The organism is Pseudomonas sp. MF09150, from assembly GCF_059862355.1.
Map to the genome: position 1 here is coordinate 303,636 of NZ_JCBCUS010000003.1, position 23,226 is coordinate 326,861.

Below are 23,226 nucleotides of genomic sequence, written 5' to 3' on the forward strand. Positions count from 1 at the left end.
AAAAGACACTACTTCGGCGCCAGTTCCCTGAGGTGTCGAGCGACCGCAATCCATGCACCGATATACCCTAACAGCACCGCGCCAAGCAAGAGAGACAGACCGTCGGCGGGCGGTACACCCGCCAGGGCAAAATCACTGCCGTACAAACCGGCAAGCCCGACTACTGCATCGTTCAGCCAATCAAGGCCAAACGCCAGCACCCCCCAGGACAGAAGCCCCGCACCGAAGCCATACAACGCGCCCATATAAAGGAAGGGACGCCGTACATAGCTGTCAGTGCCGCCGACGAGTTTAATCACTTCTATCTCTGTGCGGCGGTTTTCAATATGAAGACGAATGGTATTGCCTATCACCAAAAGTAATGCGGAAACCAGCAGCACCGTCAGTCCGAAGACAAACCGGTCGCCCAGCTTGAGGATCGCCGCCAGACGCTCGACCCACACCAGATCCAGTTGCGCCAATTGCACCTTGGGCATATCCGCCAGGCGCTGACGCAGGGCTTCCAGGGTGGCCTTGTCGACTTCATTCGGCGTCACTAGGACCACGCCCGGCAACGGGTTCTGCGGCAACTCCTTGAGCGCATCGCCCAGCCCGGACTGCTGCTGGAACTCTTCCAGGGCGCGGTCCTTGCTGATGAACTCGGCATCCGCCACGCCCGGCAAGCCCTTGATCTGCTCGCTGAGCTTCTCGCCTTCGGTGGCGCTGGCGTCGAGTTGCAGGTACAGGGAAATCTGCGCCGCCCGCTGCCACGAGCCACCGAGGCGCTCGACGTTGTTCAGCAGCAGCGACAGACCCATAGGCAAGCTCAGGGCCACCGCCATCACCAGGCAGGTAAAAAAGCTGCCGATTGGCTGCTTGCCCAGGCGTCGCAGGCTATCGAGCAGGCTGGCGCGGTGGTTTTCGATCCAGGCATGCAGCTGAGTGCCGAAATCCGGGCCGTCGTCTTCATCGCGCTTTTTCTTCGAGGGTTGCGGATCGGAGGCTTTAGGCGCCACACGCTCGGCAACTTTCGGACTGCGAGTGGCACTCATACCCCGGCCTCCCCGTCGCCGATCAATCGGCCACGTTGCAGGGTCAACATGCGATGGCGCATGCGGGCGATCAGCGCCAGGTCGTGACTGGCGATCAGCACGCTGGTGCCCAGGCGGTTGATGTCTTCGAACACACCCATGATTTCAGCGGCCAGACGCGGGTCGAGGTTACCGGTGGGTTCGTCCGCCAGCAGCAAGGCCGGGCGATGGACGATGGCGCGGGCAATACCGACGCGCTGTTGCTGACCGGTGGAGAGGTCGCCGGGGTACAGATCGGTCTTGTCCGACAGCGCCACGCGCTCCAGGGCCGAGTCCACACGCTTGGCGATCTCGGCCTTGGACAGCCCGAGGATCTGCAGCGGCAGGGCCACGTTGTTGAACACCGTGCGATCGAACAATAACTGGTGATTCTGGAACACCACGCCGATCTGCCGGCGCAGGTAAGGAATCTGTGCATTGCTGATGGTGCCCAGGTCCTGTCCGGCCAGCAGCAATTTGCCGGTGGTCGGGCGCTCCATGGCCAGCAGCAGGCGCAGCAAGGTACTTTTACCGGCCCCGGAGTGGCCAGTGACAAACAGAAACTCGCCACGTCGCACTCGAAAGCTCAGCTCATGCAAGCCGACGTGACCGTTCGGGTAGCGTTTACCGACCTGTTCGAAACGAATCATGAACGCTCCCGCTCGGCAAACAGTGCCTGGACAAAGGGTTCTGCTTCAAAGGTACGCAAATCATCGATGCCTTCGCCGACCCCGATATAACGGATCGGCAGGTTGAACTGCTTGGCCAGGGCGAAGATCACCCCGCCTTTGGCAGTGCCATCGAGCTTGGTCAGGGCCAGGCCGGTCAATTCCACGGTCTGGTGGAACTGCTTGGCCTGGCTGATGGCGTTCTGCCCGGTGCCGGCGTCAAGCACCAGCAGCACTTCATGGGGCGCGTCTGCGTCCAGCTTGCCGATGACCCGGCGCACTTTCTTCAGCTCTTCCATCAGGTTGTCTTTGGTGTGCAGGCGGCCGGCGGTGTCGGCGATCAGCACATCGATGCCCCGGGCCTTGGCGGCCTGGACGGCGTCGAAGATCACCGAAGCCGAATCGGCGCCGGTGTGCTGGGCAATCACCGGGATCTTGTTGCGCTCGCCCCAGACCTGCAATTGCTCGACGGCAGCGGCGCGGAAGGTATCGCCGGCGGCCAGCATGACCTTCTTGCCTTCCAGCTGCAGCTTCTTCGCCAGCTTGCCAATGGTGGTGGTCTTGCCGGCGCCGTTGACGCCAACCACCAGGATCACGAACGGCTTGTTCTGCGAGGTGATCTGCAACGGCTGCTCGACCGGCTTGAGCATGGCGGTCAGCTCGGCCTGCAAGGATGTGTACAGCGCATCGACGTCGGTCAACTGCTTGCGCGCGACCTTTTGGGTCAGGTTCTGGATGATCACCGAAGTGGCTTCAACGCCCACGTCGGCCGTCAGCAGGCGGGTCTCGATGTCTTCGAGCAGCTCGTCATCGATGGTTTTCTTGCCCAGGAACAGGCTGGCCATGCCTTCGCCGATACTGGCGCTGGTCTTGGACAGGCCCTGCTTAAGGCGGGCGAAGAAACCGACTTTGGTTTCTGCCGGGCTGGCTGCGGGCTCGACCGCAACCGCAATCTCCACAGGCGCGGCCACGACTTCAACGACAGGTGCAGGTGCAGGTGCAGGTGCAGGTGCAGGTGCAGGTGCAGGTGCAGGTGCAACAGGCTGCGGGGCAACGAAGACCGGTGCAACCGGCTCCGGCAGCGCCGCTTCAGGCGCCGACCGCACCGGCTCTGGTTCAAATGCAGGGGCAACATTGGACGCCGGGGCCGGGATCGGCGGGCTGACATCAATGGCCTGCTCGTCTTCCACCAGGGCCACCGGCTCTTCCGCCACCGGCAGGGTCAGCCAGGGTTGGTGCTCGGGGGCGGGTGTCAGCGGCAATTCGGCAGCGGGGGCAGGCTCAGGGGCAGGTTCGGCCACCGGCTGCAGAATCGGCTCGGCCAGCGGCAGGATCACGGCCGCCGGCGCTTCAACCTCTGCTGCGGGCTGGGCAAGCGGCTCGGGAGCGGCTTCAGGAAGGGCTTGCGGCTGTTCGACGACGGTTTCCTGCGGTTTTTTGCGCAGCCATCCGAACAGGCTTTTTTTCTCGCCAGCCGGGGCTGGGGTCTTCTTGTCGTCGTTGGAACCAAACATGGAGGACGGCTATCTCAAGGTAGCGACGCGCCAAGGTGGCGCCTCGGTAAATAAATATTCGATGCAGAACAGACTGCGTTTCACCCAGCTTGTTCACGCGCAACATTTTGTTGAAGTGCCCACACGCACATCAAAGAACGATTTCACTCAGGACTGGAACGGTAAAATCGGCGAAAAAGCGAAGTTTAGCTGATAAAAACCGACCTTCCGCAGCAAACCCATACAACCTGATCCAGCACAAAGGCCCGATAGGCGTGGCCGCCGCTAAAACGGATCAGTATCCTAGCACCTCCTCGCCCGTACAGGCTAAGACCAAGCGGGCAGTCCAACAGGTTTAAAAACGAATGAATGCTCTAGCCCGCCGCGCTGCAGGCCTGCTGCTCAGCACAGTTTGTCTGCCCCTTTCAGCCCTGGCTGCCGATCCACAACCGACCCATGAATTCACCCTCGACAACGGCCTCAAGGTCGTCGTGCGCGAAGACCATCGTGCGCCTGTCGTGGTGTCCCAGGTCTGGTACAAGGTCGGCTCCAGCTACGAGACCCCGGGCCAGACCGGTTTGTCCCACGCCCTGGAACACATGATGTTCAAGGGCAGCGAAAAGGTCGGCCCCGGCGAAGCCTCGCTGATCCTGCGGGACCTCGGCGCCGAGGAAAACGCCTTCACCAGCGATGACTTCACCGCCTATTACCAGGTCCTGGCCCGCGACCGTCTGGGCGTGGCCTTCGAGCTGGAAGCCGACCGCATGGCCAGCCTGCGCCTGCCGCCCGACGAGTTCAGCCGCGAGATCGAAGTGATCAAGGAAGAACGCCGTCTGCGCACCGACGACAAGCCGATGTCCAAGGCTTACGAGCGGTTCAAGGCCATGGCCTACCCCGCCAGCGGTTATCACACGCCGACCATCGGCTGGATGGCCGACCTCAACCGGATGAAGGTCGAGGAGCTGCGCCACTGGTACCAGTCCTGGTATGTGCCGAACAACGCCACCCTGGTGGTGGTCGGCGATGTGACTCCGGACGAGGTGAAAGCCCTGGCCCAGCGTTACTTCGGCCCGATCGCCAAGCGTGACGTGCCACCGTCGAAGATCCCCCTGGAACTGGCCGAGCCGGGCGAGCGGCAGATCACCCTGCACGTGAAGACCCAGTTGCCGAGCCTGATGCTGGCCTTCAACGTGCCGAGCATCGCCACCGCTGAAGACAAACGCTCGGTGCATGCCCTGCGCCTGATCTCCGCCCTGCTCGACGGCGGCTACAGCGGTCGCATTCCGACCCAGCTGGAGCGCGGCGAAGAGCTGGTCTCCGGCGGCTCGTCGAACTACGACGCCTACACCCGCGGCGACAGCCTGTTCATGCTCTCCGCAACCCCCAACAGCCAGAAGAAAAAGACCATCGCCCAGGCTGAAGCCGGGTTGTGGCGCCTGCTGGACCAGTTGAAGACCACCCCGCCGAGCGCCGAGGAGCTGGAGCGCGTGCGGGCCCAGGTCATTGCCGGCCTGGTCTTCGAGCGCGACTCGATCACCAGCCAGGCCACCGCCATTGGCCAGCTGGAAACCGTCGGCCTGTCCTGGAAGCTGATGGACACCGAACTGGCCGAATTGCAGGGCGTGACCCCGGAAGATATCCAGAAAGCCGCCCGTACCTACTTCACCCGCGAACGTCTGAGCGTTGCGCACGTACTGCCTGAGGAGTCCGCTCATGAGTAAGCGCAAGAACTCACGCCCGGCCCTGATCGGCCTGGTGCTCGTTGCCCTGGTCGGCGCCGCCGGCGTCTACCTGTACCCGCAAGGCGATTCCAAGGCCAGCGAGGCCCTGGACCAGGCCAAGTCGAGCCAGAAGCTGCAATCCCTGGCCGAACTGGACGGCAAGGCCCCCAGCCACCGCAGCCTCAACGTGCAGACCTGGAACACCGCCGAAGGCGCCAAGGTGCTGTTCGTCGAAGCCCGTGAACTGCCGATGTTCGACATGCGCCTGATCTTCTCCGCCGGCAGCAGCCAGGATGGCAAGGCCCAGGGCCTGGCCCTGCTGACCAATGCCATGCTCAACGAAGGCGTGGCCGGCAAGGATGTGGGGGCGATTGCCCAGGGCTTTGAAAGCCTGGGGGCCGATTTCGGCAATGGCGCCTACAAGGACATGGCCGTGGCCTCGCTGCGCAGCCTGAGCGCCGTGGATAAACGCGAACCGGCGCTGAAGCTGTTCGCCGAAGTGGTGGGCAAGCCGACCTTCCCTGCCGACTCCCTGGCACGGATCAAGAACCAGATGCTCGCGGGCTTCGAATACCAGAAACAGAACCCCGGCAAGCTGGCGAGCCTGGAACTGATGAAGCGCCTGTACGGCGAGCACCCTTACGCCCACTCCAGCGACGGCAACGCCCAGAGCATCCCGCCGATCACCCTGGAACAACTGCGTGCTTTCCACGCCAAGGCCTATGCCGCCGGCAACGTGGTGATCGCCCTGGTCGGCGACCTTTCGCGCAGCGACGCCGAGGCAATTGCCGCGCAAGTCTCCAGCGCCCTGCCCAAAGGCCCGGCGCTGGCGAAGATCGCACAACCGAGCGAGCCCAAGGCGAGCACCGGCCATATCGAGTTTCCGTCGAGCCAGACCAACCTGATGCTGGCCCAACTGGGCATCGACCGCGCCGACCCGGATTACGCCGCGCTGTCCATGGGTAACCAGATCCTCGGTGGCGGCGGCTTCGGCACCCGGCTGATGAGCGAAGTCCGCGAAAAACGTGGCCTGACCTACGGCGTCTACTCGGGCTTTACCCCGATGCAGGCCCGCGGTCCGTTCATGATCAACCTGCAAACCCGCGCCGAAATGAGCGAGGGCACCCTGAAACTGGTGCAGGACGTGCTGGCCGACTACCTGAAGACCGGCCCGACCGAGAAAGAGCTCGAAGACGCCAAGCGTGAACTGGCCGGCAGCTTCCCGCTGTCCACCGCCAGCAACGCCGACATCGTCGGGCAACTGGGGGCCATGGGCTTCTATGACCTGCCGCTGAGCTACCTCGAAGACTTTATGCAGCAGTCCCAGAGCCTGACCGTGGAACAGGTCAAGACCGCCCTGAACAAACACCTGAGCGCCGACAAGATGGTAATCGTCAGCGCTGGCCCGACCGTCCCGCAAAAGCCGTTGCCGGCCCCCACTGACAAACCCGCCGAGCAACCGCTCGGGGTTCCGGAGCATTAATGGCCAGCCCATCGCGTCCCAGCAAAAAACCCGTGCACAACCAGCACAACGGCGTCGGCCACCTGCGCATCATTGGCGGTGAATGGCGCAGCCGGCGCCTGAGCTTCCCCGATGTGCCGGGCCTGCGCCCGACCCCGGACCGTGTGCGCGAGACCCTGTTCAACTGGCTCGCGCCCTATGTTGCCGGGGCCAAGGTGCTCGACCTGTTCGCCGGCAGCGGCGCGCTGTTCCTTGAGGCCCTGTCCCGTGGCGCCGCCATGGGCCAGGCCCTGGACAGCAGCAATGTCGCGGTGTCCAGCCTGCGCGAACACCTGGGCACTCTGCGCTGCAGCGTCGGCCAGGTGCAGACCGCCGACGCCCTGCGCTACCTCGAAAGCCAGCCGGCCAGCGCCTTTGACCTGGTGTTCCTCGACCCACCGTTCCACCAGAACCTGCTGCCGACCGCCTGCGCCCTGCTTGAAGAGCGCAACTGGCTGGCCGCCGAGGCCTGGATCTACACCGAAAGCGAAAGCGCACCCTCGACCCTGGGCCTGCCGGCCAGCTGGCGCCTGCACCGTGAACAAAAATCCGGGCAAGTGCATTACGCGTTGTGGCACCGTATGGCAGAGATCGCCGGTTAAAGCACCGGCCTGAACACGCTGCGCAGCCCGTCTGCGCAGCGCTGCATCGAGAATCAGCGTGCCTACATCGTCAGATCGCTTCACCCCCGCCTTCGGCCTCGGCAACCCGCACCTGCAAACGTTGTGGGGCCCGCTGTGGCGCAAAACCACACACCTGGAACGCGAACGCGAGCGCCTCTGGCTCGACGATGGCGACTTCCTCGACCTCGACTGGCATGGCCCCCATAACGCCCAGGCACCACTTGTGCTGGTGCTGCATGGGCTGACCGGTTCTTCCAATTCGCCTTACGTGGCCGGGCTGCAGAAAGTGCTGGCCGAACAGGGCTGGGCCAGCGCCGCACTGAATTGGCGCGGCTGCTCGGGCGAACCGAACCTGCTGCCGCGCAGCTACCACTCCGGCGCCAGCGAAGACCTGGCCGCCGCCATCGCCCATTTGCGTGCCAAGCGTCCACTGGCGCCGCTGTATGCGGTGGGCTACTCCCTGGGTGGCAATGTGCTGCTCAAGTATCTGGGGGAAAGCGGCAGCGCCAGCCAGTTGCAGGGCGCGGTGGCGGTGTCGGTGCCGTTTCGCCTGGACCAGTGCGCCGACCGTATCGGCCAGGGGTTCTCCAAGGTCTACCAGGCGCACTTCATGCGCGAGATGCTGGCCTACATCAAGCACAAACAGCGTCAGTTCCGGCTCGACGAGCGCCATGAAGGCCTGGCCACCCTGGAGGGCCTGGGCTCCCTGGAGAACATGCGCACCTTCTGGGAGTTCGACGGCCGGGTCACCGCGCCGCTGCATGGTTTTGCCGATGCCGAGGACTATTACCGCCGCGCCTCCAGTCGCTACTTTCTCGGCGAGATCCGCACCCCGACCCTGATTATCCAGGCCGCTGACGACCCCTTCGTGTTCACCCACAGCCTGCCGCAGGCCGCCGAGCTGTCGGCTTGCACCCATTTCGAGCTGCAAGCCAAGGGCGGGCACGTGGGGTTTGTCGAGGGCTCGCTGAAGCGCCCCGGCTATTACCTCGAACGCCGCATTCCGCGCTGGCTGACCGCCCTGGATCGCCCATAGCCATGGCAGCCTCCGGCGGCGAATCAATCCGTTTCTGGCAGACCGCGCCATTGGCCGGGGTCGAACTGCTGGCCGCGCGCTACATCGAGCAGCGTTTCGTGCCCCATGTGCACGATGGCTATGTGATCGGCATGATCATGGCCGGCGCCCAGCGCTACCGCTATCGCGGCGCCGAACACCTGGCGGCCAGCGGCACCCTGGTGCTGATCAACCCCGACGAGCTGCACACCGGGGCCAAGGGCGCCGAGGACGGCTGGCTGTACCGGGCGTTTTATCCGGATAACCGCCAGATCCTGACCCTGCTCGACGAACTGGAGCTGCCCAGCGGCAGCCTGCCGGCGTTTGGCGCGACCCTGTACCGCGACAGTGACCTGGTCAGCGGCTTCGCCCGCCTGCACCACTTGCTGGAAAGCCCGGCCACCGCCCTGCAGCAGCAGACCCAGTGGCGGGAAATGATGCTCCTGCTGTTGCAGCGCCACGCCGGGGTCAAGGCGCCCGGCGCACCGGGGCAGGAACACCGGGCCATTGTCCAGGCCAAGGAACTGCTGCGTTCACAGCTGGCGGCACCACCGTCACTGGAAGAACTGGCGACGGCGGTGAATCTGTCACCGTTCCACTTTGCTCGGGTGTTCCGCCGGGCCACCGGCATTCCACCCCATACCTGGCTGATGCAGCAGCGTATCGCCAAGGCCCGTGCGCTGTTGCGCGAGGGCTGCCTGCCGCTGGAGGTGGCGACTCAGTTGGGGTTTGCCGACCAGAGTCATCTCAGCCGGCAATTCAAGCAGGTGTATGGAGTGGCGCCGGCGGCGTACCGCAGTGCACTGCTGGAGGGCTGAAGCAGCGCACGCCGCAAGCGGATTCGCAGTCCGGCTGAGGCTTAGTCGCCCTTGGCAACGGCCCGCGTCGGATCGGTGATCCATTCGCTCCACGAGCCGGCGTACAGCTTGCCCAGGGGATAACCGGCCAGGCTCAGGGCAAACAGGTTGTGGCAGGCGGTGACACCGCTGCCGCAATACGCCACCAGATCGGTCGGAGAACGGCTGCCCAATTGCGCGGCGAAACGCTGTTTGAGTTGCTCGGCCGGCAGGAAGCACCCGTCGCTGCCCAGGTTTTCGCTGAAGGCCGCGCATTGCGCGCCGGGAATATGCCCGGCCACCGGATCGATGGGTTCGACCTCACCGCGAAAGCGCGGCTGGGCCCGGGCATCGAGCAGGGTCAGGCTGGGCTGGCCCAGGCGCTGCTGCAACTGCTCGGCACTGAGCAGCAGCGAGTGGTCGGGGCTGCCGACAAAGCTTCCCGGGGTGCTCGGCGGCGCATCCAGGCTCAGGGGCAGGCCAGCGGCGTGCCAGGCTTTGAGGCCACCATCCAGAATGAACACGCCCTCGCGCTTGCCGAGCCAGGCCAGCAACCACCAGGCCCGAGCGGCATAAGAACCAGGGCCGTCGTCGTAGAGCACGATGTCGCTGTCGGCATCGATGCCCCAGGCTTGCAACCGCGCCTGCAACGCCGCAGGTTCCGGCAAGGGGTGACGCCCGGTCACGCCCTTGACCACCGGCCCGCTCAGGTCACGCTCAAGGTCGGCAAAATGGGCGCCAGCAATATGCCCCTCGGCATAGCTGCGCTGCCCGTAATCCGGGTCTTCGAGGGCAAAACGGCAATCCACTATCACCAGGCCGGGCTGCTCTTTTCGCAGGTCCAGGGCAAGCGGGCTGATCAGTTGCGCGAGGGGCATAGCGGGCTCCTGTGATTCAAGTCGGTGGTAGATCCTACTGCACTTCTTCCAAGGCCTGGGCCAGTGGCACATAAAACTCGTCGAACAGGCCATCAACCGCCTCCCGCGCCTGATCGGTGACAAACCCGGCCTCCAGCACCAGCACCTGATACACCCCGCGCTTGACGGCTTCCTCACTCAAATGCGCGGAGTTTTCCCGGGTGGTGCAGAGAAAACGCACCCAGGACGTGAGGATGATCCAGGCGTTGAGGGTCAGGGACTCGATCTGCACCCTGTCCATGCGCAGGATCCCGGCTTCGACAAAGCGCTGATAGATGGCAATGCCCTGAATCAGACAGCGCTGGGAGAAGCGCCGATAGCGCGCAGCCAGGTCGCTGTCGCTGTCGAGCAGGTGTTCGAGGTCGCGGTGCAGGAAGCGGTAGCGCCACATGGCGGCCAGCAGTGCCTGCAAGTAATAGCGCTTGTCCTGAACGGTCATCGGGCGCTCCTGGGGCGGACGCAGGAAGCTGTCGACCAGGGTTTCGTATTCGGCGAAGAGCACGGCGATGATCGCCTGCTTGTTCGGGAAGTGGTAGTACAGGTTCCCCGGCGAAATCTCCATGTGCGCCGCGATATGGTTGGTGCTGACGTTACGCTCGCCACTCTGGTTAAACAGGTCGAGGCTGTGCTGAACAATCCGTTCGCGGGTTTTTATACGTGGGGCCATGGGCTTGGGCTTTAATCATTGAAAAGGCTGGCCGGCATCTTACGACCTATCCGAAGCGGGATAAATCAAAGCCGGCCGGGATGGCATTTGACAATTTAGAGTATAAGCTCTAAAAACTAGCCACCCCATAATAATCGGAGCCGTTCATGTCCGCCGAGATCGCCTACCTGCAGGAATCCCACTCGCATCTGGACGAGCTTCAACAGCTGTTTTGCGCCCAGCGCCAGGCTTATGCCGCCAACCCGATGCCGCCCGCTGCCCAGCGCCAGCAATGGCTCAAGAGCCTGCTGGACCTGCTGAGCAACGAGCGCCAGGCACTGATCGAGGCCATCAGCCAGGACTTCAGCCACCGCAGCGCCGATGAAACCCTGCTCGCCGAGCTGATGCCGAGCCTGCACGGCATTCATTACGCGCGTAAACACCTCAAGGGCTGGATGAAACCCTCCAGGCGCAAAGTCGGCCTGGCCTTCCAGCCTGCTTCGGCCAAGGTGGTTTACCAACCGCTGGGGGTGATCGGGGTGATCGTGCCCTGGAACTACCCGTTGTACCTGGCCATGGGCCCCTTGGTCGGCGCCCTGGCCGCCGGCAACCGGGTGATGCTCAAGCTCAGCGAATCGACGCCGGCCACCGGCCGGTTGCTCAAGCAATTGCTGGCCCGGGTCTTCCCTGAAGACCTGGTGTGCGTGGTGCTCGGCGAGGCTGAAGTGGGCATGGCCTTCTCCAAGTTGCGTTTCGATCACCTGCTGTTCACCGGTGCCACCAGCATCGGCAAGCATGTGATGCGCGCCGCGGCGGAAAACCTCACGCCGGTGACCCTGGAGCTGGGCGGCAAGTCCCCGGCCATTGTTTCCAGCGACGTACCGCTCAAGGACGCCGCTGAACGCATCGCCTTCGGCAAGACCCTGAACGCCGGGCAAACCTGTGTCGCCCCCGATTACGTGCTGGTGCCGGAGGAGCGCATCGGCGCCTTTGTCGAGGCTTACCGCCAGGCCGTGCGCGGGTTCTTCCCGACCCTGGCGGACAACCCCGACTACACCGCAATCATCAATCAACGCCAGGTGGCGCGGCTCAACAGCTACCTGAGCGATGCCACCAGCAAGGGCGCGCTGCTGATCCCGCTGTTCGACCAGGGCCAGGAACGGCGCATGGGCCACAGCCTGCTGCTCAATGTCAGCGACGACATGACCGTGATGCAGGATGAAATCTTCGGCCCGATCCTGCCCATCGTCCCGTATCAGACCCTCGACCAGGCCTTTGCCTACATCAATCAGCGGCCGCGGCCGTTGGCGCTGTACTACTTCGGCTACAACAAGGCCGAACAGAACCGCGTGCTCGAACACACCCATTCCGGTGGCGTGTGCCTCAACGACACCCTGCTGCATGTGGCCCAGGACGACCTGCCCTTCGGCGGCATCGGCCCGTCCGGCATGGGTCACTACCACGGGCATGAAGGCTTCCTGACCTTCAGCAAGGCCAAGGGCGTGCTGATCAAGCAGCGGCTGAACGCGGCCCGGCTGATTTATCCACCCTACGGAAAATCGATCCAGAAACTGATTCAGAAGATGTTCGTCCGCTAACCAGTCGATCGCCGGATAACAATAACAATGACCCCTAGCCTGTCTGAATCACCCGCGCTGTCACGGCGCGGCTTGCTGAAAATCGGCCTCTGCGCCAGTGCCTTCCTCGCCACCGCCGGTCTGGGCGCCAGCCTCAGCGGCTGTTCTGCCAGTACCCCAGCCAGCGGCTTTGCGATGCTGCGCAGCAACGACCTGCCATTCCTGCGGGCGCTGATCCCGGTGATGCTCGAAGGCGCCGTGGCCGCCGACAAAATGCCTGCCGCCATCGACGGCACCCTGGCCAGCCTGGACAACGCCCTCAATCACCTGTCGCCGGAGATGTTCAAGCTCACCCAGCAATTGTTCGACGTACTGGGCATGGCCGTTACCCGTGGCCCGCTGACAGGGGTCTGGGGCAGTTGGGAAAACGCCAGCGCCGACGATATCCGCCACTTCCTCGGGCGCTGGGAAAACAGCCTGCTGTCCCTGTTGCGCATGGGCCATGCCTCATTGCTGCAATTGGTGATGATGGCCTGGTACACCCGCGCCGAGTCCTGGGCCCACTGCGGTTACCCCGGCCCGCCCAAGGTCTGATCGCCCCCCGTAGCTGCCGCCGCGCCCTTCCATAATAAGAAACGACAGAGAGCCTGATATGCCCGTACCCGATCTGTTCCGCGAAGGCCTGGCCCGCGGCTGGAAAACCTACAACGGCGCACAGCTGGAGCAGGACCTGACCCTGGAGGCCGACGTCGCCATCATCGGCAGCGGCGCAGGCGGCGGCACCACTGCAGAGATCCTCAGCGCCGCCGGCTACAAGGTCTTGCTGATCGAGGAAGGGCCGCTGAAAACCAGCAGCGATTTCAAGATGCTCGAAGACCAGGCCTACACCAGCCTCTATCAGGAAGGTATCGGGCGCATGAGCAAGGACGGCGCCATCACCATTCTTCAAGGCCGTGCCGTGGGCGGCACCACCCTGATCAACTGGACCTCGAGCTTTCGCACCCCGGACCCGACCCTGGAACACTGGGCCCGCGAGCACGAAGTCAAAGGCCACAGCGCCAGCGACATGGCGCCCTGGTTCGAAAAGATGGAGCAGCGCCTGGGGGTCGCGCCCTGGGCCATGCCGCCCAACGCCAACAATGACGTGATCCGCAACGGTTGCGAGAAGCTCGGCTACAGCTGGCATGTGATCCCACGCAACGTGCGCGGCTGCTGGAACCTCGGCTACTGCGGCCTGGGCTGCCCGACCAACGCCAAGCAATCGATGCTGGTGACCACCATCCCATCCACCCTGGAGCACGGCGGCGAGCTGTTGTACCTGGCCCGCGCCGAGCGCTTGCAGATCAAGGGCGACCAGGTCACGGGCCTGCAATGCGTGGCCATGGACGAGCGCTGCGTGGCCCCTACCGGCCGCATAATCACGGTCAAGGCCCGGCATTACGTGCTCGCCGGCGGCGGCATTAACAGCCCGGCCTTGCTGCTGCGCTCCGATGCACCCGACCCCCATTCGCGCCTGGGCAAGCGTACCTTCCTGCATCTGGTGAATTTTTCCGCGGGGCTGTTCGATGAGGTGATCAACCCGTTCTACGGGGCGCCGCAGTCGATCTACTCCGACCATTTCCAGTGGCTGGACGGCACCACCGGCAAAATGTCCTACAAACTCGAAGTGCCGCCACTGCAACCGGCGCTGGCCAGCACCCTGCTGGGCGGTTTCGGCCCGCAAAGCGCGCTGAACATGGAACAACTGCCCCACACCCACGCCATGCTCGCGCTGCTGCGTGACGGTTTTCACCCGGACAGCACGGGCGGCAACGTCGAATTGCGCGGCGACGGCACCCCGGTGCTCGACTATCAGGTCTCGCCCTATGCCTGGGACGGCCTGCGCCGGGCCTTCCACAGCATGGCCGAGATCCAGTTCGCCGGCGGCGCCAAGGCGGTGATGCCGCTGCACAGCGACGCGCGCTATGCGAAGAGCCTGGCCGAGACCAAGGCCCAGATCGACGGCCTGGACCTGGCGCTGTACCGCACGCGCCTGGGCAGCGCCCACGTGATGGGTGGTTGCGCCATGGGCGAAAACCCGAAAATTGCCGTCACCGACAGCCTCGGGCGCCATCATCAATTGGCCAATCTGTCGATCCACGATGGCTCGCTGTTCCCCACCAGCATTGGCGCCAACCCCCAGTTGTCGGTCTATGGGCTGACCGCGCAACTGGCCACGGCCCTGGCCGAACGCTTGAAAACCGGGTGAAAAAGCTGATTATTCGCCACGTCTATAGTGCTTTCTTCCGTAACAGGCGACTTGGCCGACCGGAAAGGCTGCGATACCATCCGACTCCCCAACGGATTCCCGCCAGGACGACGCGATGAACCGAGTGTTGTACCCAGGTACCTTCGACCCTATTACCAAGGGCCATGGCGATCTGGTCGAACGCGCCTCGCGCCTGTTCGACCATGTGATCATTGCCGTCGCCGCCAGCCCCAAGAAGAACCCGCTATTCCCCCTGGAACAGCGTGTGGAGCTGGCCCGCGAGGTCACCAAACATCTGCCGAACGTTGAAGTCGTCGGTTTTTCGACGCTGCTTGCGCACTTCGCCAAGGAGCAGAACGCCAACGTATTCCTGCGCGGCTTGCGGGCGGTCTCGGACTTCGAATACGAGTTCCAGCTGGCCAACATGAATCGCCAGCTGGCGCCGGATGTGGAGAGCCTGTTCCTCACGCCGTCGGAGCGTTATTCGTTCATTTCCTCGACGCTGGTCCGTGAAATCGCAGCCCTGGGCGGTGATATCACCAAGTTCGTCCATCCTGTCGTCGCCGACGCGCTGACCCTGCGCTTCAAGAAGTAACCCGGCGCCCCCCATCGCGCCCGCGTGCACTGCGGGCGCCAATGCGGCACAATTGCGCCCATTGGTTTTTCAAATGCCTGGGCCAGCCGCCCCGGCCGGAGTGCCCCATGTCCCTGATCATCACCGACGATTGCATCAATTGCGACGTCTGCGAACCCGAGTGCCCGAACGCCGCCATCTCCCAGGGCGAAGAGATCTACGTGATCGACCCCAACCTGTGCACCCAATGCGTTGGCCACTATGACGAGCCTCAGTGCCAGCAAGTGTGCCCGGTGGACTGCATCCCGCTGGACGAGGCACACCCCGAGACTGAAGAACAGTTGATGGCAAAGTACCGGCAGATTACCGGCAAGGCGTGAGCTGAGCCCGCCATCACCGCCCGCCTTTTTCTTCAGGCGGATTGCAGGTTAAGGGTTTACGGCCGCTGCGCGCCCGAGCGGGAGCAAGCTCCCTCGCCACAACAAAAAACCTCGGCTGCCGAATGGCTCAGCTCTGGCAACGCGGGCAATAGACGCTGGCCCGCTGGCCGAGCTTGATCTCGCGCAGGCCCGTGCCGCAGACCTTGCAGTTTTCCCCACCGCGCCCGTAGACGAACAGCTCCTGCTGGAAATACCCCGGCTGGCCGTCACCGCCGATAAAGTCGCGCAAGGTGGTGCCGCCACGCTCGATGGCGGCGGCCAGGATGCGTTTGATCTCGATTGCCAGCTTCAGGTAGCGCGCCCGGGAAATGCTCTTGGCTTCGCGGCGCGGGTCGATGCCGGCGGCGAACAGCGCTTCGGTCGCGTAGATGTTGCCGACGCCGACCACCACCGCGTTGTCCATGATGAACGGCTTGACCGCCATCGAGCGCGAGCGCGACAGCTGGAACAGGCGTTCGCCATCGAACAGGTCGGTCAGGGGCTCGGGCCCCAGGCGCAGCAGCAGTTCGTGATTGAGCGGGTCCTGGCTCCAGAGCATCGCGCCAAAACGCCGCGGGTCGGTGTAGCGCAGGGCCAGCCCGGACTCCAGTTCGATGTCCACGTGCTCATGCTTGGCCGCCGGCAAGCCGACTTCCACCAGCCGCAAATTGCCCGACATGCCCAGGTGGCTGATCAGGGTGCCGACTTCGGCATTGATCAGCAGGTACTTGGCGCGCCGCTCCACCAGCACGATGCGCTGGCCCGAGAGGCGTACATCGAGGTCTTCCGGGATCGGCCAGCGCAGGCGCCGGTCGCGCACGATCACCCGGCTGACACGCTGCCCTTCGAGGTGCGGCGCGATACCGCGCCGGGTGGTTTCGACTTCGGGTAATTCGGGCATGGTCGCCTCAGGTGCTCGATACGGGATGAAAAATCAGTGCGCGCCCATTTCGCGAACGGTGGCCTTGAGGCTCTCGAAGTCGTAGTCGGACAGGCCGACATAATCGAGCACCAGATGGCCGACGCTGTTCCATTCGTGGTCTTCGACCTGATTGCCCAGGACCCGATAGGAGGAACAGATGTGCTCGGCCATCTTCAGGATCGCCAGCAGGTTCTTCAGTTGGCTGTTGCGCGAAGACTCGTCGCTGAAGATCGCCAGGGCGTTGTGGTGATTGGCGATGGCGTTGGTCACGTGTTCCGGCAGGCGCCAGGACTTGGCGGTGTAATAGCCGACCACCGCATGGTTGGTGTTGAACGCGGTGTTTTCGGTATCGACCACCCGGCTCTCGGGGCCGGCGTGGGCATAAGCCTGTTCGAGCACCGCCATATAGTTGGGGAAGCGCTTGAGCATCAGCGGCACCCCGCAATCGTGGAACAGGCCCAGGGCGTAGGCTTCGTCGATCGCTTGCGAGCCGGTGCGCTTGGCCAGGGTCAGGCAGGTCATCGCCACGTCCTGGGCGGTGTCCCAGAAGCGATTGAGGGTGACGATGGTTTCATCGCTCATCTCGCCCTTGATCGACTGCGCATTGATCAGGTTGATGATCGAGCGGCTGCCCAGCAGGTTCACCGCGCGCTGGATCGAGGCGATCTTGTTGCTCAGGCCGTAATACGGCGAGTTGACGATTTTCAGCAGTGCGCCAGACAAACCCGGGTCCTGGGAAATCAGCTTGGCGATCACCTCCAGGTCCGGATCGGGCATGTACTGCTCCATCTGCAGATCCACCATGATCTGCGGTTGAGGCGGCACGCTGATGCCTTGCAGGGCCTGCTGAATCTGTTCTTCGGAGAGTTCTGGAGACATGAGTGCACACTCTGGACTAGGCGGCGATTCTAACCTCTAAAAAGACGAATTTGGCCACTTGGGCAGGATCTTTACATAGGTGTGACACGCCGCAGGTCCAGCCAAACCCGCGCAAGCACGCTGACGGGTTATACTCGCGCCCTTTTTTCCGGAGCGACGTCATGTCCCTGCCAAGCCTGCGCCTCAAAGCCAACGCCGATCGCCGCCTGCGCGCCGGCCACCTGTGGGTCTACAGCAACGAAATCGATGTAGCCGCCACCCCGCTCCACGGGTTCAAGGCCGGTGACCAGGCGGTGCTGGAAGCCGCTGGCGGCAAGGCCCTGGGCATCGTCGCCATGAGCCCGAACAACCTGATCTGCGCGCGCCTGCTGTCCCGTGACGTCAAGCTGCCCCTGGACAAGTCGCTGCTGGTGCACCGCCTGAACGTCGCCCTGTCGCTGCGCGAGCGCCTGTTCGACAAGCCGTTCTACCGCCTGGTGTACGGCGACTCCGACCTGATGCCAGGCCTGGTGGTCGACCGTTTCGGCGACATCCTGGTGGTGCAGATCGCTTCGGCCACCATGGAAGCCCATAAGGACGACGTGATCGCCGCCCTGACCCAGGTGCTCAAGCCCAGCGGCATTCTGTTCAAGAACGACTCCGCGGCCCGTGACGCCGAAGGCCTGGAGCGCTACGTCGAAACCGTATTCGGCCTGGTCCCGGAATGGGTCGCCCTCGAAGAGAACGGCGTGAAGTTCGAAGCCCCGGTCATCCAGGGTCAGAAAACCGGCTGGTTCTACGACCACCGCATGAACCGCGCCCGCCTGGCCCCTTATGCCAAGGGCAAGCGCGTGCTCGACCTGTACAGCTACATCGGTGGCTGGGGCGTGCAGGCGGCAGCCTTTGGCGCCAGCGAAGTGTTCTGCGTCGATGCGTCGGCCTTCGCCCTCGACGGCGTCGAGCGCAACGCCGCGCTGAACGGCTTTGCCGAGAAAATGACCTGCATCGAAGGCGACGTCTTTGAAGCCCTGAAAGAACTGAAAGCCAGCGAAGAGCGTTTCGACGTGATCGTGGCCGACCCACCGGCCTTCATCAAACGCAAGAAAGACATGAAGAACGGCGAAGGCGCCTACCGCCGCCTGAACGAGCAAGCCATGCGCCTGCTGAGCAAGGATGGGATTCTGATCAGCGCCTCGTGCTCGATGCACCTGCCCGAGGACGACCTGCAGAACATCCTCCTGACCAGCGCCCGCCACCTGGACCGCAATATCCAGCTGCTGGAGCGCGGCGGCCAGGGCCCGGACCACCCGGTGCACCCAGCCATCGCCGAAACCCGCTACATCAAGAGCATCACCTGCCGCCTGCTGCCTAACAGCTGAGTGCAGTGAAGACAAAAATCCCGGCCATGTGCCGGGATTTTTTATTCAGGCCTGAACCCGCCCTGTGGCGAGGGAGCTTGCTCCCGCTGGGCCGCGAAGCGGCCCCAGAATCCGCCACCGCGAACGCTCAGACAGATCGCGGAATCAGGCTTTATAGCCGGAGCCCCGGGACGCCGGACGCCCCCATCGGGAGCAAGCTCCCTCGCCACAGATAGAGCGTTCACCGTCGGTCCATCAACGGCCGGGAATCTGCCGCCAGTCCAGTTCCACGCCGTCGATCCGCAGGGTCTTGTAGCGCTGGCGCACCGGTTTGACCTTGCCCTCGCGAATCTGCCGGATCAGCTGCGGCGCATCGGTGATGCCAGAGAGCACTCCCGCATGCCGCCATTCGCCCTTGCCCTGATCCTCACGGGTGTACATCGCCGCCGACGACGCCCAACTCTGCTTTTGGATCAGCAGCACTTCGTCGACGCCATCGTCATCCAGATCCACTGCCCAGGCTGCGCAGCCGGGTGGATTGCAGTCGTTATGGGTGGTCAGCAGCTCGATCAGTTGCTGGCTGCCTTCGGGCACCGGGCCCAACCAATAGAGTTTCGGCGTCAGGTAATCGTGCGGCTGGTCCTTGATCGAGACCGACTCCAGCATCTCCAGCAACTGCGCCCTGCCCGGCTCATCCAGGATCTGCCCCTGGCGCACCTGCGCCAGCAACCCGTCGAACTGCTCGCGACCCGGTGCGCCCAGCTTCTGGCGCAGGCTCCTGGCATCGAACTCGGCCACCGGCGTACGCCCATCCAATAGACGCTGCACCTGGTTACGGGCACTGAAGGCCTGCGGGTCGAGCAGCGGGGTGAACATCAACAACAGCACCACAAAGCTCAACAGGGCGATCCAGGGGTTGCTGCGGCTCAGGCTGCCGAGCCACACCGAGTTCCGGGCAAACACTGCCCACAACGCCGCGAGGCTGTGGACCAGGGCCACGGCCACCAGCAGCATCGCCAGAAAACGCCATGGGGTCAGGCCGTATTGATCGATCCGCAACCAGCTCGAGTAGCCCCCCATCGCCACCAGCAACGGCAGACAGCACAGACTGGCGTTGATCAGGATTTTCAGCGCCTTGGCGTAGCCGGCATCCTGCTGGCCGTCCTGGAACACGCCATTGAGCAAAAACAGAGTGCACGCCACCAGGCTCAGCAAAATGTGCGTCGAGTAGCCGGTGCTCCAGATCGGCTGCAGACCGGTGAACACCAGGGCCAAGGTGAAGACCACGGTGATCAGCGCACACAAGGGCAGCAGGTAGCGACACACGGTCAGCAAGATGCCGCGCAGCAGGCCGATGACCTTTTCGTTTTCCCGGCCCATGCGCATGCCCAGGGAGAAAAACAGCGGCAGGCTGAAGCAGAGGAAGTACGACGAGGTGAACAGGTCGCCGAGCTGGGGCATGCCGAGAATGCTGAACAGACGACCGCACAGCCACAGCAGCAGGCTGAAGGCCAGGGTCACCAGCAAGGCCAGGAGCACAATGAACCCGTTATTCCAGGCGTGGCGGAACAGGTCTTGATAGCGCGGGCGACTGCCTTCGCGAGTCGGCCAACTGAGGACGAACGCGGTGCCGATATAGGCCAGCACCAGGCCCGTGAACGGCCACAGACTCCACATCCAGCCGTAGGCATCGCGCATCAGTACCCAGCTGGACATCCCGGCCAGCAACAGACTCAAGCCAACCACCAGTACCCAGGTGCCACGCTCGCGCACGTCACGGCCAAGCAGTTGCAGGTTGATCCCGGCCACCACCGCCAGGGTGCGGGCGAAGGTGTAGAGCTCAGCCTGGTGATAGAACAGGCTGGCGCTGAGCAGCAGTCCCTGGACCAGAGCGATGGCGATATAGAACAACAACGAGCGATTCAACACGGGCATTGCGCATCCTTTTGTGGAGACAGGCAGCACTAGCAGGCCGCCGCGATGGTGGTGCGGCGTAGCAGAGCCTTTATGCACAGGCCAATCAGGAACAGGCCCAGGGAGAACGCCAGGGTCGGCCCGGCAAAGAACACCAGCGCCTCCCAACCGCCCTTGAACGGGTCGCGGTAATGGCTGCTGGTCCAGGCTTTGAACAGGGCCTGGGCGATCCAGGGCAACGGCAAGGCCAGCGCCACCTCTAGCCCATGACCGAAGAAGCGCCGCCAGAAGTGCGCCAGCCCCGGCAACACGGCAGCACTGATCAGGGTCAGCAGGACCAGCACCGCCGCCACACTGTTCAGCACCAGTGAGGTCAACGGCAGCTCGCGACACGCCAGGACCAGGCCCGTCACCACCAGACCCAGGACCGCCGCCGCCAGCCAGGTCAGCCCTTGGCCGCGACGTTCCGGCAGCAGTTGCAACAGGCTGCCGCCCATCAACAGCCCCGCGCTGCTGGCGATCATGACCTCGCCGGATACGGTGTTGGAGAGCCAGATACCCATCAACAGCAGGCCCTGGACCAGCCCCACCGCCAGGTAAAATCTCAAGGTTCGAAGGGTCGCAGACATTCCAGTTCCATTGGAGAGTGATCGAAGGGCGCGCAGTCTAACCCAGCGCCCTATCGCCCGGCAGCAGGCAATCGCACGCCGCAGAGCGGCCACAACGTTCCTTCCTGACGCCAGCGGTGTAGAATCGCCAGATTCATCGCCAGTCATCCCCCGGCGGGTTTATGAGCTCAGGCTGAGGCGCGCGGCGATCCCGCAGTGTCATCGGCAGCTTTAGGACACACGGCCATTTCTGAGTGTTCCCAAGGTCAATAGAAGCTCACTCCCCTTTTGATACCTGATTAGCCGCCCGGAGTGCTCCATGCCTGATTACCGCTCGAAAACATCCACCCACGGCCGCAACATGGCCGGCGCCCGCGCACTGTGGCGCGCCACGGGGATGAAAGATGACGACTTCAAGAAGCCGATCATCGCCATTGCCAACTCCTTCACCCAGTTCGTCCCGGGCCATGTGCACCTGAAGGACCTGGGTCAGCTGGTTGCCCGCGAGATCGAGCGTGCCGGCGGCGTGGCCAAGGAATTCAACACCATCGCCGTGGACGACGGCATCGCCATGGGCCATGACGGCATGCTGTATTCCCTGCCGAGCCGCGAGATCATCGCCGACTCCGTGGAATACATGGTCAACGCCCACTGCGCCGACGCCATCGTCTGCATCTCCAACTGCGACAAGATCACCCCCGGCATGCTGATGGCCGCCTTGCGCCTGAACATTCCGGTGATCTTCGTCTCCGGCGGCCCGATGGAAGCCGGCAAGACCAAGCTTGCCAGCCACGGCCTCGACCTGGTCGACGCCATGGTGATCGCCGCCGATTCCAGCGCTTCTGACGAGAAGGTCGCGGAATACGAGCGCAGCGCCTGCCCGACCTGCGGTTCGTGCTCCGGCATGTTCACCGCCAACTCGATGAACTGCCTGGTGGAAGCCTTGGGTCTCGCCTTGCCGGGCAACGGCTCGACACTGGCCACCCACAGTGACCGCGAGCAGCTGTTCCTGCAGGCCGGCCGTACCATCGTCGAGCTGTGCAAGCGCTACTACGGCGACAACGATGTGTCGGTGCTGCCGCGCAACATCGCCAACTTCAAGGCGTTTGAAAACGCCATGACCCTGGACATCGCCATGGGCGGTTCCACCAACACCATCCTGCACTTGCTGGCCGCGGCCCAGGAAGCCGAGATCGATTTCGACCTGCGCGACATCGACCGCCTTTCGCGCCACGTGCCGCAACTGTGCAAAGTCGCGCCGAACATCCAGAAGTACCACATGGAAGACGTGCACCGCGCCGGCGGGATCTTCTCGATCCTCGGCTCCCTGGCCCGTGGCGGCCTGCTGCACACCGACCTGCCGACCGTGCACAGCGCCTCCATGGCCGAAGGCATCGCCAAGTGGGACATCACCCAGACCAGCGACGAAGCCGTGCATCACTTCTTCAAGGCCGGCCCCGCAGGCATCCCGACCCAGACCGCGTTCAGCCAGTCGACCCGTTGGGAAACCCTGGACGACGACCGTGAAAACGGCTGCATCCGCAGTGTCGAACACGCCTACTCGCAAGAAGGCGGCCTGGCCGTGCTCTACGGCAACATCGCCCTGGACGGCTGCGTGGTGAAAACCGCCGGCGTCGACGAGTCGATCCACGTGTTCGAAGGCAACGCCAAGATCTTCGAAAGCCAGGACAGCGCCGTGCGCGGCATCCTCGCCGACGAAGTAAAAGCCGGCGACATCGTGATCATCCGTTACGAAGGCCCGAAAGGCGGCCCGGGCATGCAGGAAATGCTCTACCCGACGTCGTACCTGAAGTCCAAGGGCCTGGGCAAAGCCTGCGCCCTGCTGACCGACGGCCGCTTCTCCGGCGGCACCTCGGGCCTGTCCATCGGCCACGCTTCGCCCGAAGCGGCGGCCGGCGGCGCCATTGGCCTGGTGCAGGACGGCGACAAAGTGCTGATCGACATCCCCAACCGCTCGATCAACCTGTTGGTCAGCGACGAGGAACTGGCAGCACGCCGCGCCGAACAGGACAAGAAAGGCTGGAAACCGGTCGAAGTGCGGCCACGTAAAGTGACCACCGCCCTGAAAGCCTACGCCCTGCTCGCCACCAGCGCCGACAAGGGCGCGGTCCGCAACAAGGCCATGCTCGACGGGCTGTGATACTGACCGTTGAATAAAAATGCCCCGCCAAGTGCGGGGCATTTTTTTGTCCGTTACCCAGGCCGCCGAGCGATTCGGG

At 63.7% G+C, this 23,226-nt stretch carries 22 protein-coding genes; 13 read left to right on the forward strand and 9 right to left on the reverse strand.

The genetic code is table 11. The features are described 5' to 3' along the window. Positions 1–8 precede the first annotated feature (8 nt). The 3 genes from ftsX to ftsY are packed head-to-tail and all read right to left on the reverse strand — an operon-like array spanning position 9 to position 3,231. Complete coding sequence (ftsX, locus tag AC19YX_RS14275; protein WP_020295824.1) at positions 9–1,031, reverse strand: permease-like cell division protein FtsX; 1,023 nt, start codon at positions 1,029–1,031, stop codon at positions 9–11. Further along, complete coding sequence (gene ftsE / locus AC19YX_RS14280; RefSeq protein WP_020295825.1) at positions 1,028–1,699, reverse strand: cell division ATP-binding protein FtsE; 672 nt, start codon at positions 1,697–1,699, stop codon at positions 1,028–1,030. Before ftsE ends, ftsX begins: the two co-directional genes overlap by 4 nt. Beyond that, positions 1,696–3,231: a signal recognition particle-docking protein FtsY gene (ftsY, locus tag AC19YX_RS14285; protein ID WP_500606492.1), complete on the reverse strand. Its 1,536-nt coding sequence runs from the start codon at positions 3,229–3,231 to the stop codon at positions 1,696–1,698. Before ftsY ends, ftsE begins: the two co-directional genes overlap by 4 nt. Here ftsY and AC19YX_RS14290 point away from each other — a divergent pair. The 6 genes from AC19YX_RS14290 to AC19YX_RS14315 all read left to right on the forward strand — a co-directional run bounded on the left by AC19YX_RS14290 (position 3,230) and on the right by AC19YX_RS14315 (position 8,927). After that, positions 3,230–3,424, forward strand: coding sequence for a hypothetical protein (locus tag AC19YX_RS14290; protein WP_078473520.1), 195 nt, complete (start codon positions 3,230–3,232; stop codon positions 3,422–3,424). The genes ftsY and AC19YX_RS14290 overlap by 2 nt on opposite strands. Before the next feature lie 151 nt (positions 3,425–3,575). Continuing rightward, complete coding sequence (locus AC19YX_RS14295) at positions 3,576–4,931, forward strand: M16 family metallopeptidase (RefSeq protein WP_078473519.1); 1,356 nt, start codon at positions 3,576–3,578, stop codon at positions 4,929–4,931. Continuing rightward, positions 4,924–6,414, forward strand: a complete 1,491-nt coding sequence (locus tag AC19YX_RS14300; protein WP_078473518.1) for a M16 family metallopeptidase — start codon at positions 4,924–4,926, stop codon at positions 6,412–6,414. The genes AC19YX_RS14295 and AC19YX_RS14300 overlap by 8 nt, the downstream gene beginning before the upstream one ends. Continuing rightward, positions 6,414–7,034 carry a 16S rRNA (guanine(966)-N(2))-methyltransferase RsmD gene (gene rsmD, locus AC19YX_RS14305; protein ID WP_078473517.1) on the forward strand — a complete coding sequence of 207 codons (621 nt, stop codon included), beginning with the start codon at positions 6,414–6,416 and terminating at the stop codon, positions 7,032–7,034. The genes AC19YX_RS14300 and rsmD overlap by 1 nt, the downstream gene beginning before the upstream one ends. Positions 7,035–7,092: 58 nt before the next feature. Beyond that, positions 7,093–8,091 (forward strand): hydrolase, encoded by a 999-nt coding sequence (locus tag AC19YX_RS14310; protein ID WP_201128420.1) that lies wholly within the window; start codon positions 7,093–7,095, stop codon positions 8,089–8,091. 2 nt (positions 8,092–8,093) lie between these two features. After that, positions 8,094–8,927 (forward strand): AraC family transcriptional regulator, encoded by an 834-nt coding sequence (locus AC19YX_RS14315; protein WP_201128422.1) that lies wholly within the window; start codon positions 8,094–8,096, stop codon positions 8,925–8,927. Positions 8,928–8,968: 41 nt separating this feature from the next. Here AC19YX_RS14315 and AC19YX_RS14320 read toward each other — a convergent pair whose 3' ends face one another. Both AC19YX_RS14320 and AC19YX_RS14325 read right to left on the reverse strand, forming a co-directional pair. Beyond that, positions 8,969–9,823 (reverse strand): sulfurtransferase, encoded by an 855-nt coding sequence (locus tag AC19YX_RS14320; RefSeq protein WP_500606493.1) that lies wholly within the window; start codon positions 9,821–9,823, stop codon positions 8,969–8,971. 34 nt (positions 9,824–9,857) lie between these two features. After that, the gene (locus AC19YX_RS14325; RefSeq protein ID WP_500606494.1) at positions 9,858–10,529 is read right to left on the reverse strand and encodes a TetR/AcrR family transcriptional regulator; all 672 of its coding nucleotides are present in this window, start codon (positions 10,527–10,529) and stop codon (positions 9,858–9,860) included. A gap of 146 nt (positions 10,530–10,675) precedes the next feature. Here AC19YX_RS14325 and AC19YX_RS14330 point away from each other — a divergent pair, with 146 nt between their 5' ends. From AC19YX_RS14330 to AC19YX_RS14350, 5 genes are all read left to right on the forward strand, one after another. Further along, positions 10,676–12,106 carry a coniferyl aldehyde dehydrogenase gene (locus AC19YX_RS14330; RefSeq protein WP_500606495.1) on the forward strand — a complete coding sequence of 477 codons (1,431 nt, stop codon included), beginning with the start codon at positions 10,676–10,678 and terminating at the stop codon, positions 12,104–12,106. Positions 12,107–12,133: 27 nt separating this feature from the next. Then, positions 12,134–12,679: a hypothetical protein gene (locus tag AC19YX_RS14335; RefSeq protein ID WP_043228798.1), complete on the forward strand. Its 546-nt coding sequence runs from the start codon at positions 12,134–12,136 to the stop codon at positions 12,677–12,679. A 58-nt stretch (positions 12,680–12,737) separates the two neighbouring features. After that, entirely contained in the window at positions 12,738–14,333 is a 1,596-nt protein-coding gene (locus tag AC19YX_RS14340; protein ID WP_078473512.1) for a GMC family oxidoreductase, read from the forward strand. Positions 14,334–14,448: 115 nt separating this feature from the next. Next, positions 14,449–14,928: a pantetheine-phosphate adenylyltransferase gene (gene coaD / locus AC19YX_RS14345; RefSeq protein ID WP_008019993.1), complete on the forward strand. Its 480-nt coding sequence runs from the start codon at positions 14,449–14,451 to the stop codon at positions 14,926–14,928. Positions 14,929–15,035: 107 nt separating this feature from the next. Continuing rightward, a complete protein-coding gene (locus AC19YX_RS14350) occupies positions 15,036–15,287 on the forward strand; it encodes a YfhL family 4Fe-4S dicluster ferredoxin (RefSeq protein WP_020295838.1) in 252 nt (83 codons plus the stop codon). 127 nt (positions 15,288–15,414) lie between these two features. Here the strand turns inward: AC19YX_RS14350 and mutM are convergent, their stop codons facing one another. Together mutM and AC19YX_RS14360 are read right to left on the reverse strand one after the other, a co-directional pair. Then, a complete protein-coding gene (mutM, locus tag AC19YX_RS14355) occupies positions 15,415–16,227 on the reverse strand; it encodes a bifunctional DNA-formamidopyrimidine glycosylase/DNA-(apurinic or apyrimidinic site) lyase (protein ID WP_020295839.1) in 813 nt (270 codons plus the stop codon). Positions 16,228–16,260: 33 nt separating this feature from the next. After that, positions 16,261–17,073: an HDOD domain-containing protein gene (locus AC19YX_RS14360; protein ID WP_178103000.1), complete on the reverse strand. Its 813-nt coding sequence runs from the start codon at positions 17,071–17,073 to the stop codon at positions 16,261–16,263. Positions 17,074–17,288: 215 nt separating this feature from the next. Between AC19YX_RS14360 and AC19YX_RS14365 the strand changes: the two genes are divergently transcribed. Next, the gene (locus AC19YX_RS14365) at positions 17,289–18,485 is read left to right on the forward strand and encodes a class I SAM-dependent rRNA methyltransferase (RefSeq protein WP_020295841.1); all 1,197 of its coding nucleotides are present in this window, start codon (positions 17,289–17,291) and stop codon (positions 18,483–18,485) included. 234 nt (positions 18,486–18,719) lie between these two features. On the opposite strand, the gene AC19YX_RS14370 is transcribed toward AC19YX_RS14365, so the two are convergent. Together AC19YX_RS14370 and AC19YX_RS14375 are read right to left on the reverse strand one after the other, a co-directional pair. Beyond that, positions 18,720–20,399, reverse strand: a complete 1,680-nt coding sequence (locus AC19YX_RS14370; protein ID WP_500606496.1) for a DUF4153 domain-containing protein — start codon at positions 20,397–20,399, stop codon at positions 18,720–18,722. Between the two features lie 29 nt (positions 20,400–20,428). After that, positions 20,429–21,007 (reverse strand): hypothetical protein, encoded by a 579-nt coding sequence (locus tag AC19YX_RS14375; RefSeq protein WP_078473509.1) that lies wholly within the window; start codon positions 21,005–21,007, stop codon positions 20,429–20,431. A gap of 298 nt (positions 21,008–21,305) precedes the next feature. Here AC19YX_RS14375 and ilvD point away from each other — a divergent pair, with 298 nt between their 5' ends. After that, entirely contained in the window at positions 21,306–23,147 is a 1,842-nt protein-coding gene (gene ilvD, locus AC19YX_RS14380; protein WP_421548277.1) for a dihydroxy-acid dehydratase, read from the forward strand. Positions 23,148–23,226 lie beyond the last annotated feature (79 nt).

Coding starts and splice junctions, on each gene's coding strand:
- AC19YX_RS14335 (WP_043228798.1), top strand. CDS start 12,134: ATGACCCCTAGCCTGTCTGAATCACCCGCGCTGTCACGGCGCGGCTTG.
- coaD (WP_008019993.1), top strand. CDS start 14,449: ATGAACCGAGTGTTGTACCCAGGTACCTTCGACCCTATTACCAAGGGC.
- ftsE (WP_020295825.1), bottom strand. CDS start 1,699: ATGATTCGTTTCGAACAGGTCGGTAAACGCTACCCGAACGGTCACGTC.
- AC19YX_RS14375 (WP_078473509.1), bottom strand. CDS start 21,007: ATGTCTGCGACCCTTCGAACCTTGAGATTTTACCTGGCGGTGGGGCTG.
- AC19YX_RS14370 (WP_500606496.1), bottom strand. CDS start 20,399: ATGCCCGTGTTGAATCGCTCGTTGTTGTTCTATATCGCCATCGCTCTG.
- AC19YX_RS14300 (WP_078473518.1), top strand. CDS start 4,924: ATGAGTAAGCGCAAGAACTCACGCCCGGCCCTGATCGGCCTGGTGCTC.
- AC19YX_RS14290 (WP_078473520.1), top strand. CDS start 3,230: ATGGAGGACGGCTATCTCAAGGTAGCGACGCGCCAAGGTGGCGCCTCG.
- AC19YX_RS14340 (WP_078473512.1), top strand. CDS start 12,738: ATGCCCGTACCCGATCTGTTCCGCGAAGGCCTGGCCCGCGGCTGGAAA.
- ftsY (WP_500606492.1), bottom strand. CDS start 3,231: ATGTTTGGTTCCAACGACGACAAGAAGACCCCAGCCCCGGCTGGCGAG.
- ilvD (WP_421548277.1), top strand. CDS start 21,306: ATGCCTGATTACCGCTCGAAAACATCCACCCACGGCCGCAACATGGCC.
- mutM (WP_020295839.1), bottom strand. CDS start 16,227: ATGCCCGAATTACCCGAAGTCGAAACCACCCGGCGCGGTATCGCGCCG.
- ftsX (WP_020295824.1), bottom strand. CDS start 1,031: ATGAGTGCCACTCGCAGTCCGAAAGTTGCCGAGCGTGTGGCGCCTAAA.
- AC19YX_RS14350 (WP_020295838.1), top strand. CDS start 15,036: ATGTCCCTGATCATCACCGACGATTGCATCAATTGCGACGTCTGCGAA.
- AC19YX_RS14320 (WP_500606493.1), bottom strand. CDS start 9,823: ATGCCCCTCGCGCAACTGATCAGCCCGCTTGCCCTGGACCTGCGAAAA.
- rsmD (WP_078473517.1), top strand. CDS start 6,414: ATGGCCAGCCCATCGCGTCCCAGCAAAAAACCCGTGCACAACCAGCAC.
- AC19YX_RS14330 (WP_500606495.1), top strand. CDS start 10,676: ATGTCCGCCGAGATCGCCTACCTGCAGGAATCCCACTCGCATCTGGAC.
- AC19YX_RS14315 (WP_201128422.1), top strand. CDS start 8,094: ATGGCAGCCTCCGGCGGCGAATCAATCCGTTTCTGGCAGACCGCGCCA.
- AC19YX_RS14365 (WP_020295841.1), top strand. CDS start 17,289: ATGTCCCTGCCAAGCCTGCGCCTCAAAGCCAACGCCGATCGCCGCCTG.
- AC19YX_RS14295 (WP_078473519.1), top strand. CDS start 3,576: ATGAATGCTCTAGCCCGCCGCGCTGCAGGCCTGCTGCTCAGCACAGTT.
- AC19YX_RS14325 (WP_500606494.1), bottom strand. CDS start 10,529: ATGGCCCCACGTATAAAAACCCGCGAACGGATTGTTCAGCACAGCCTC.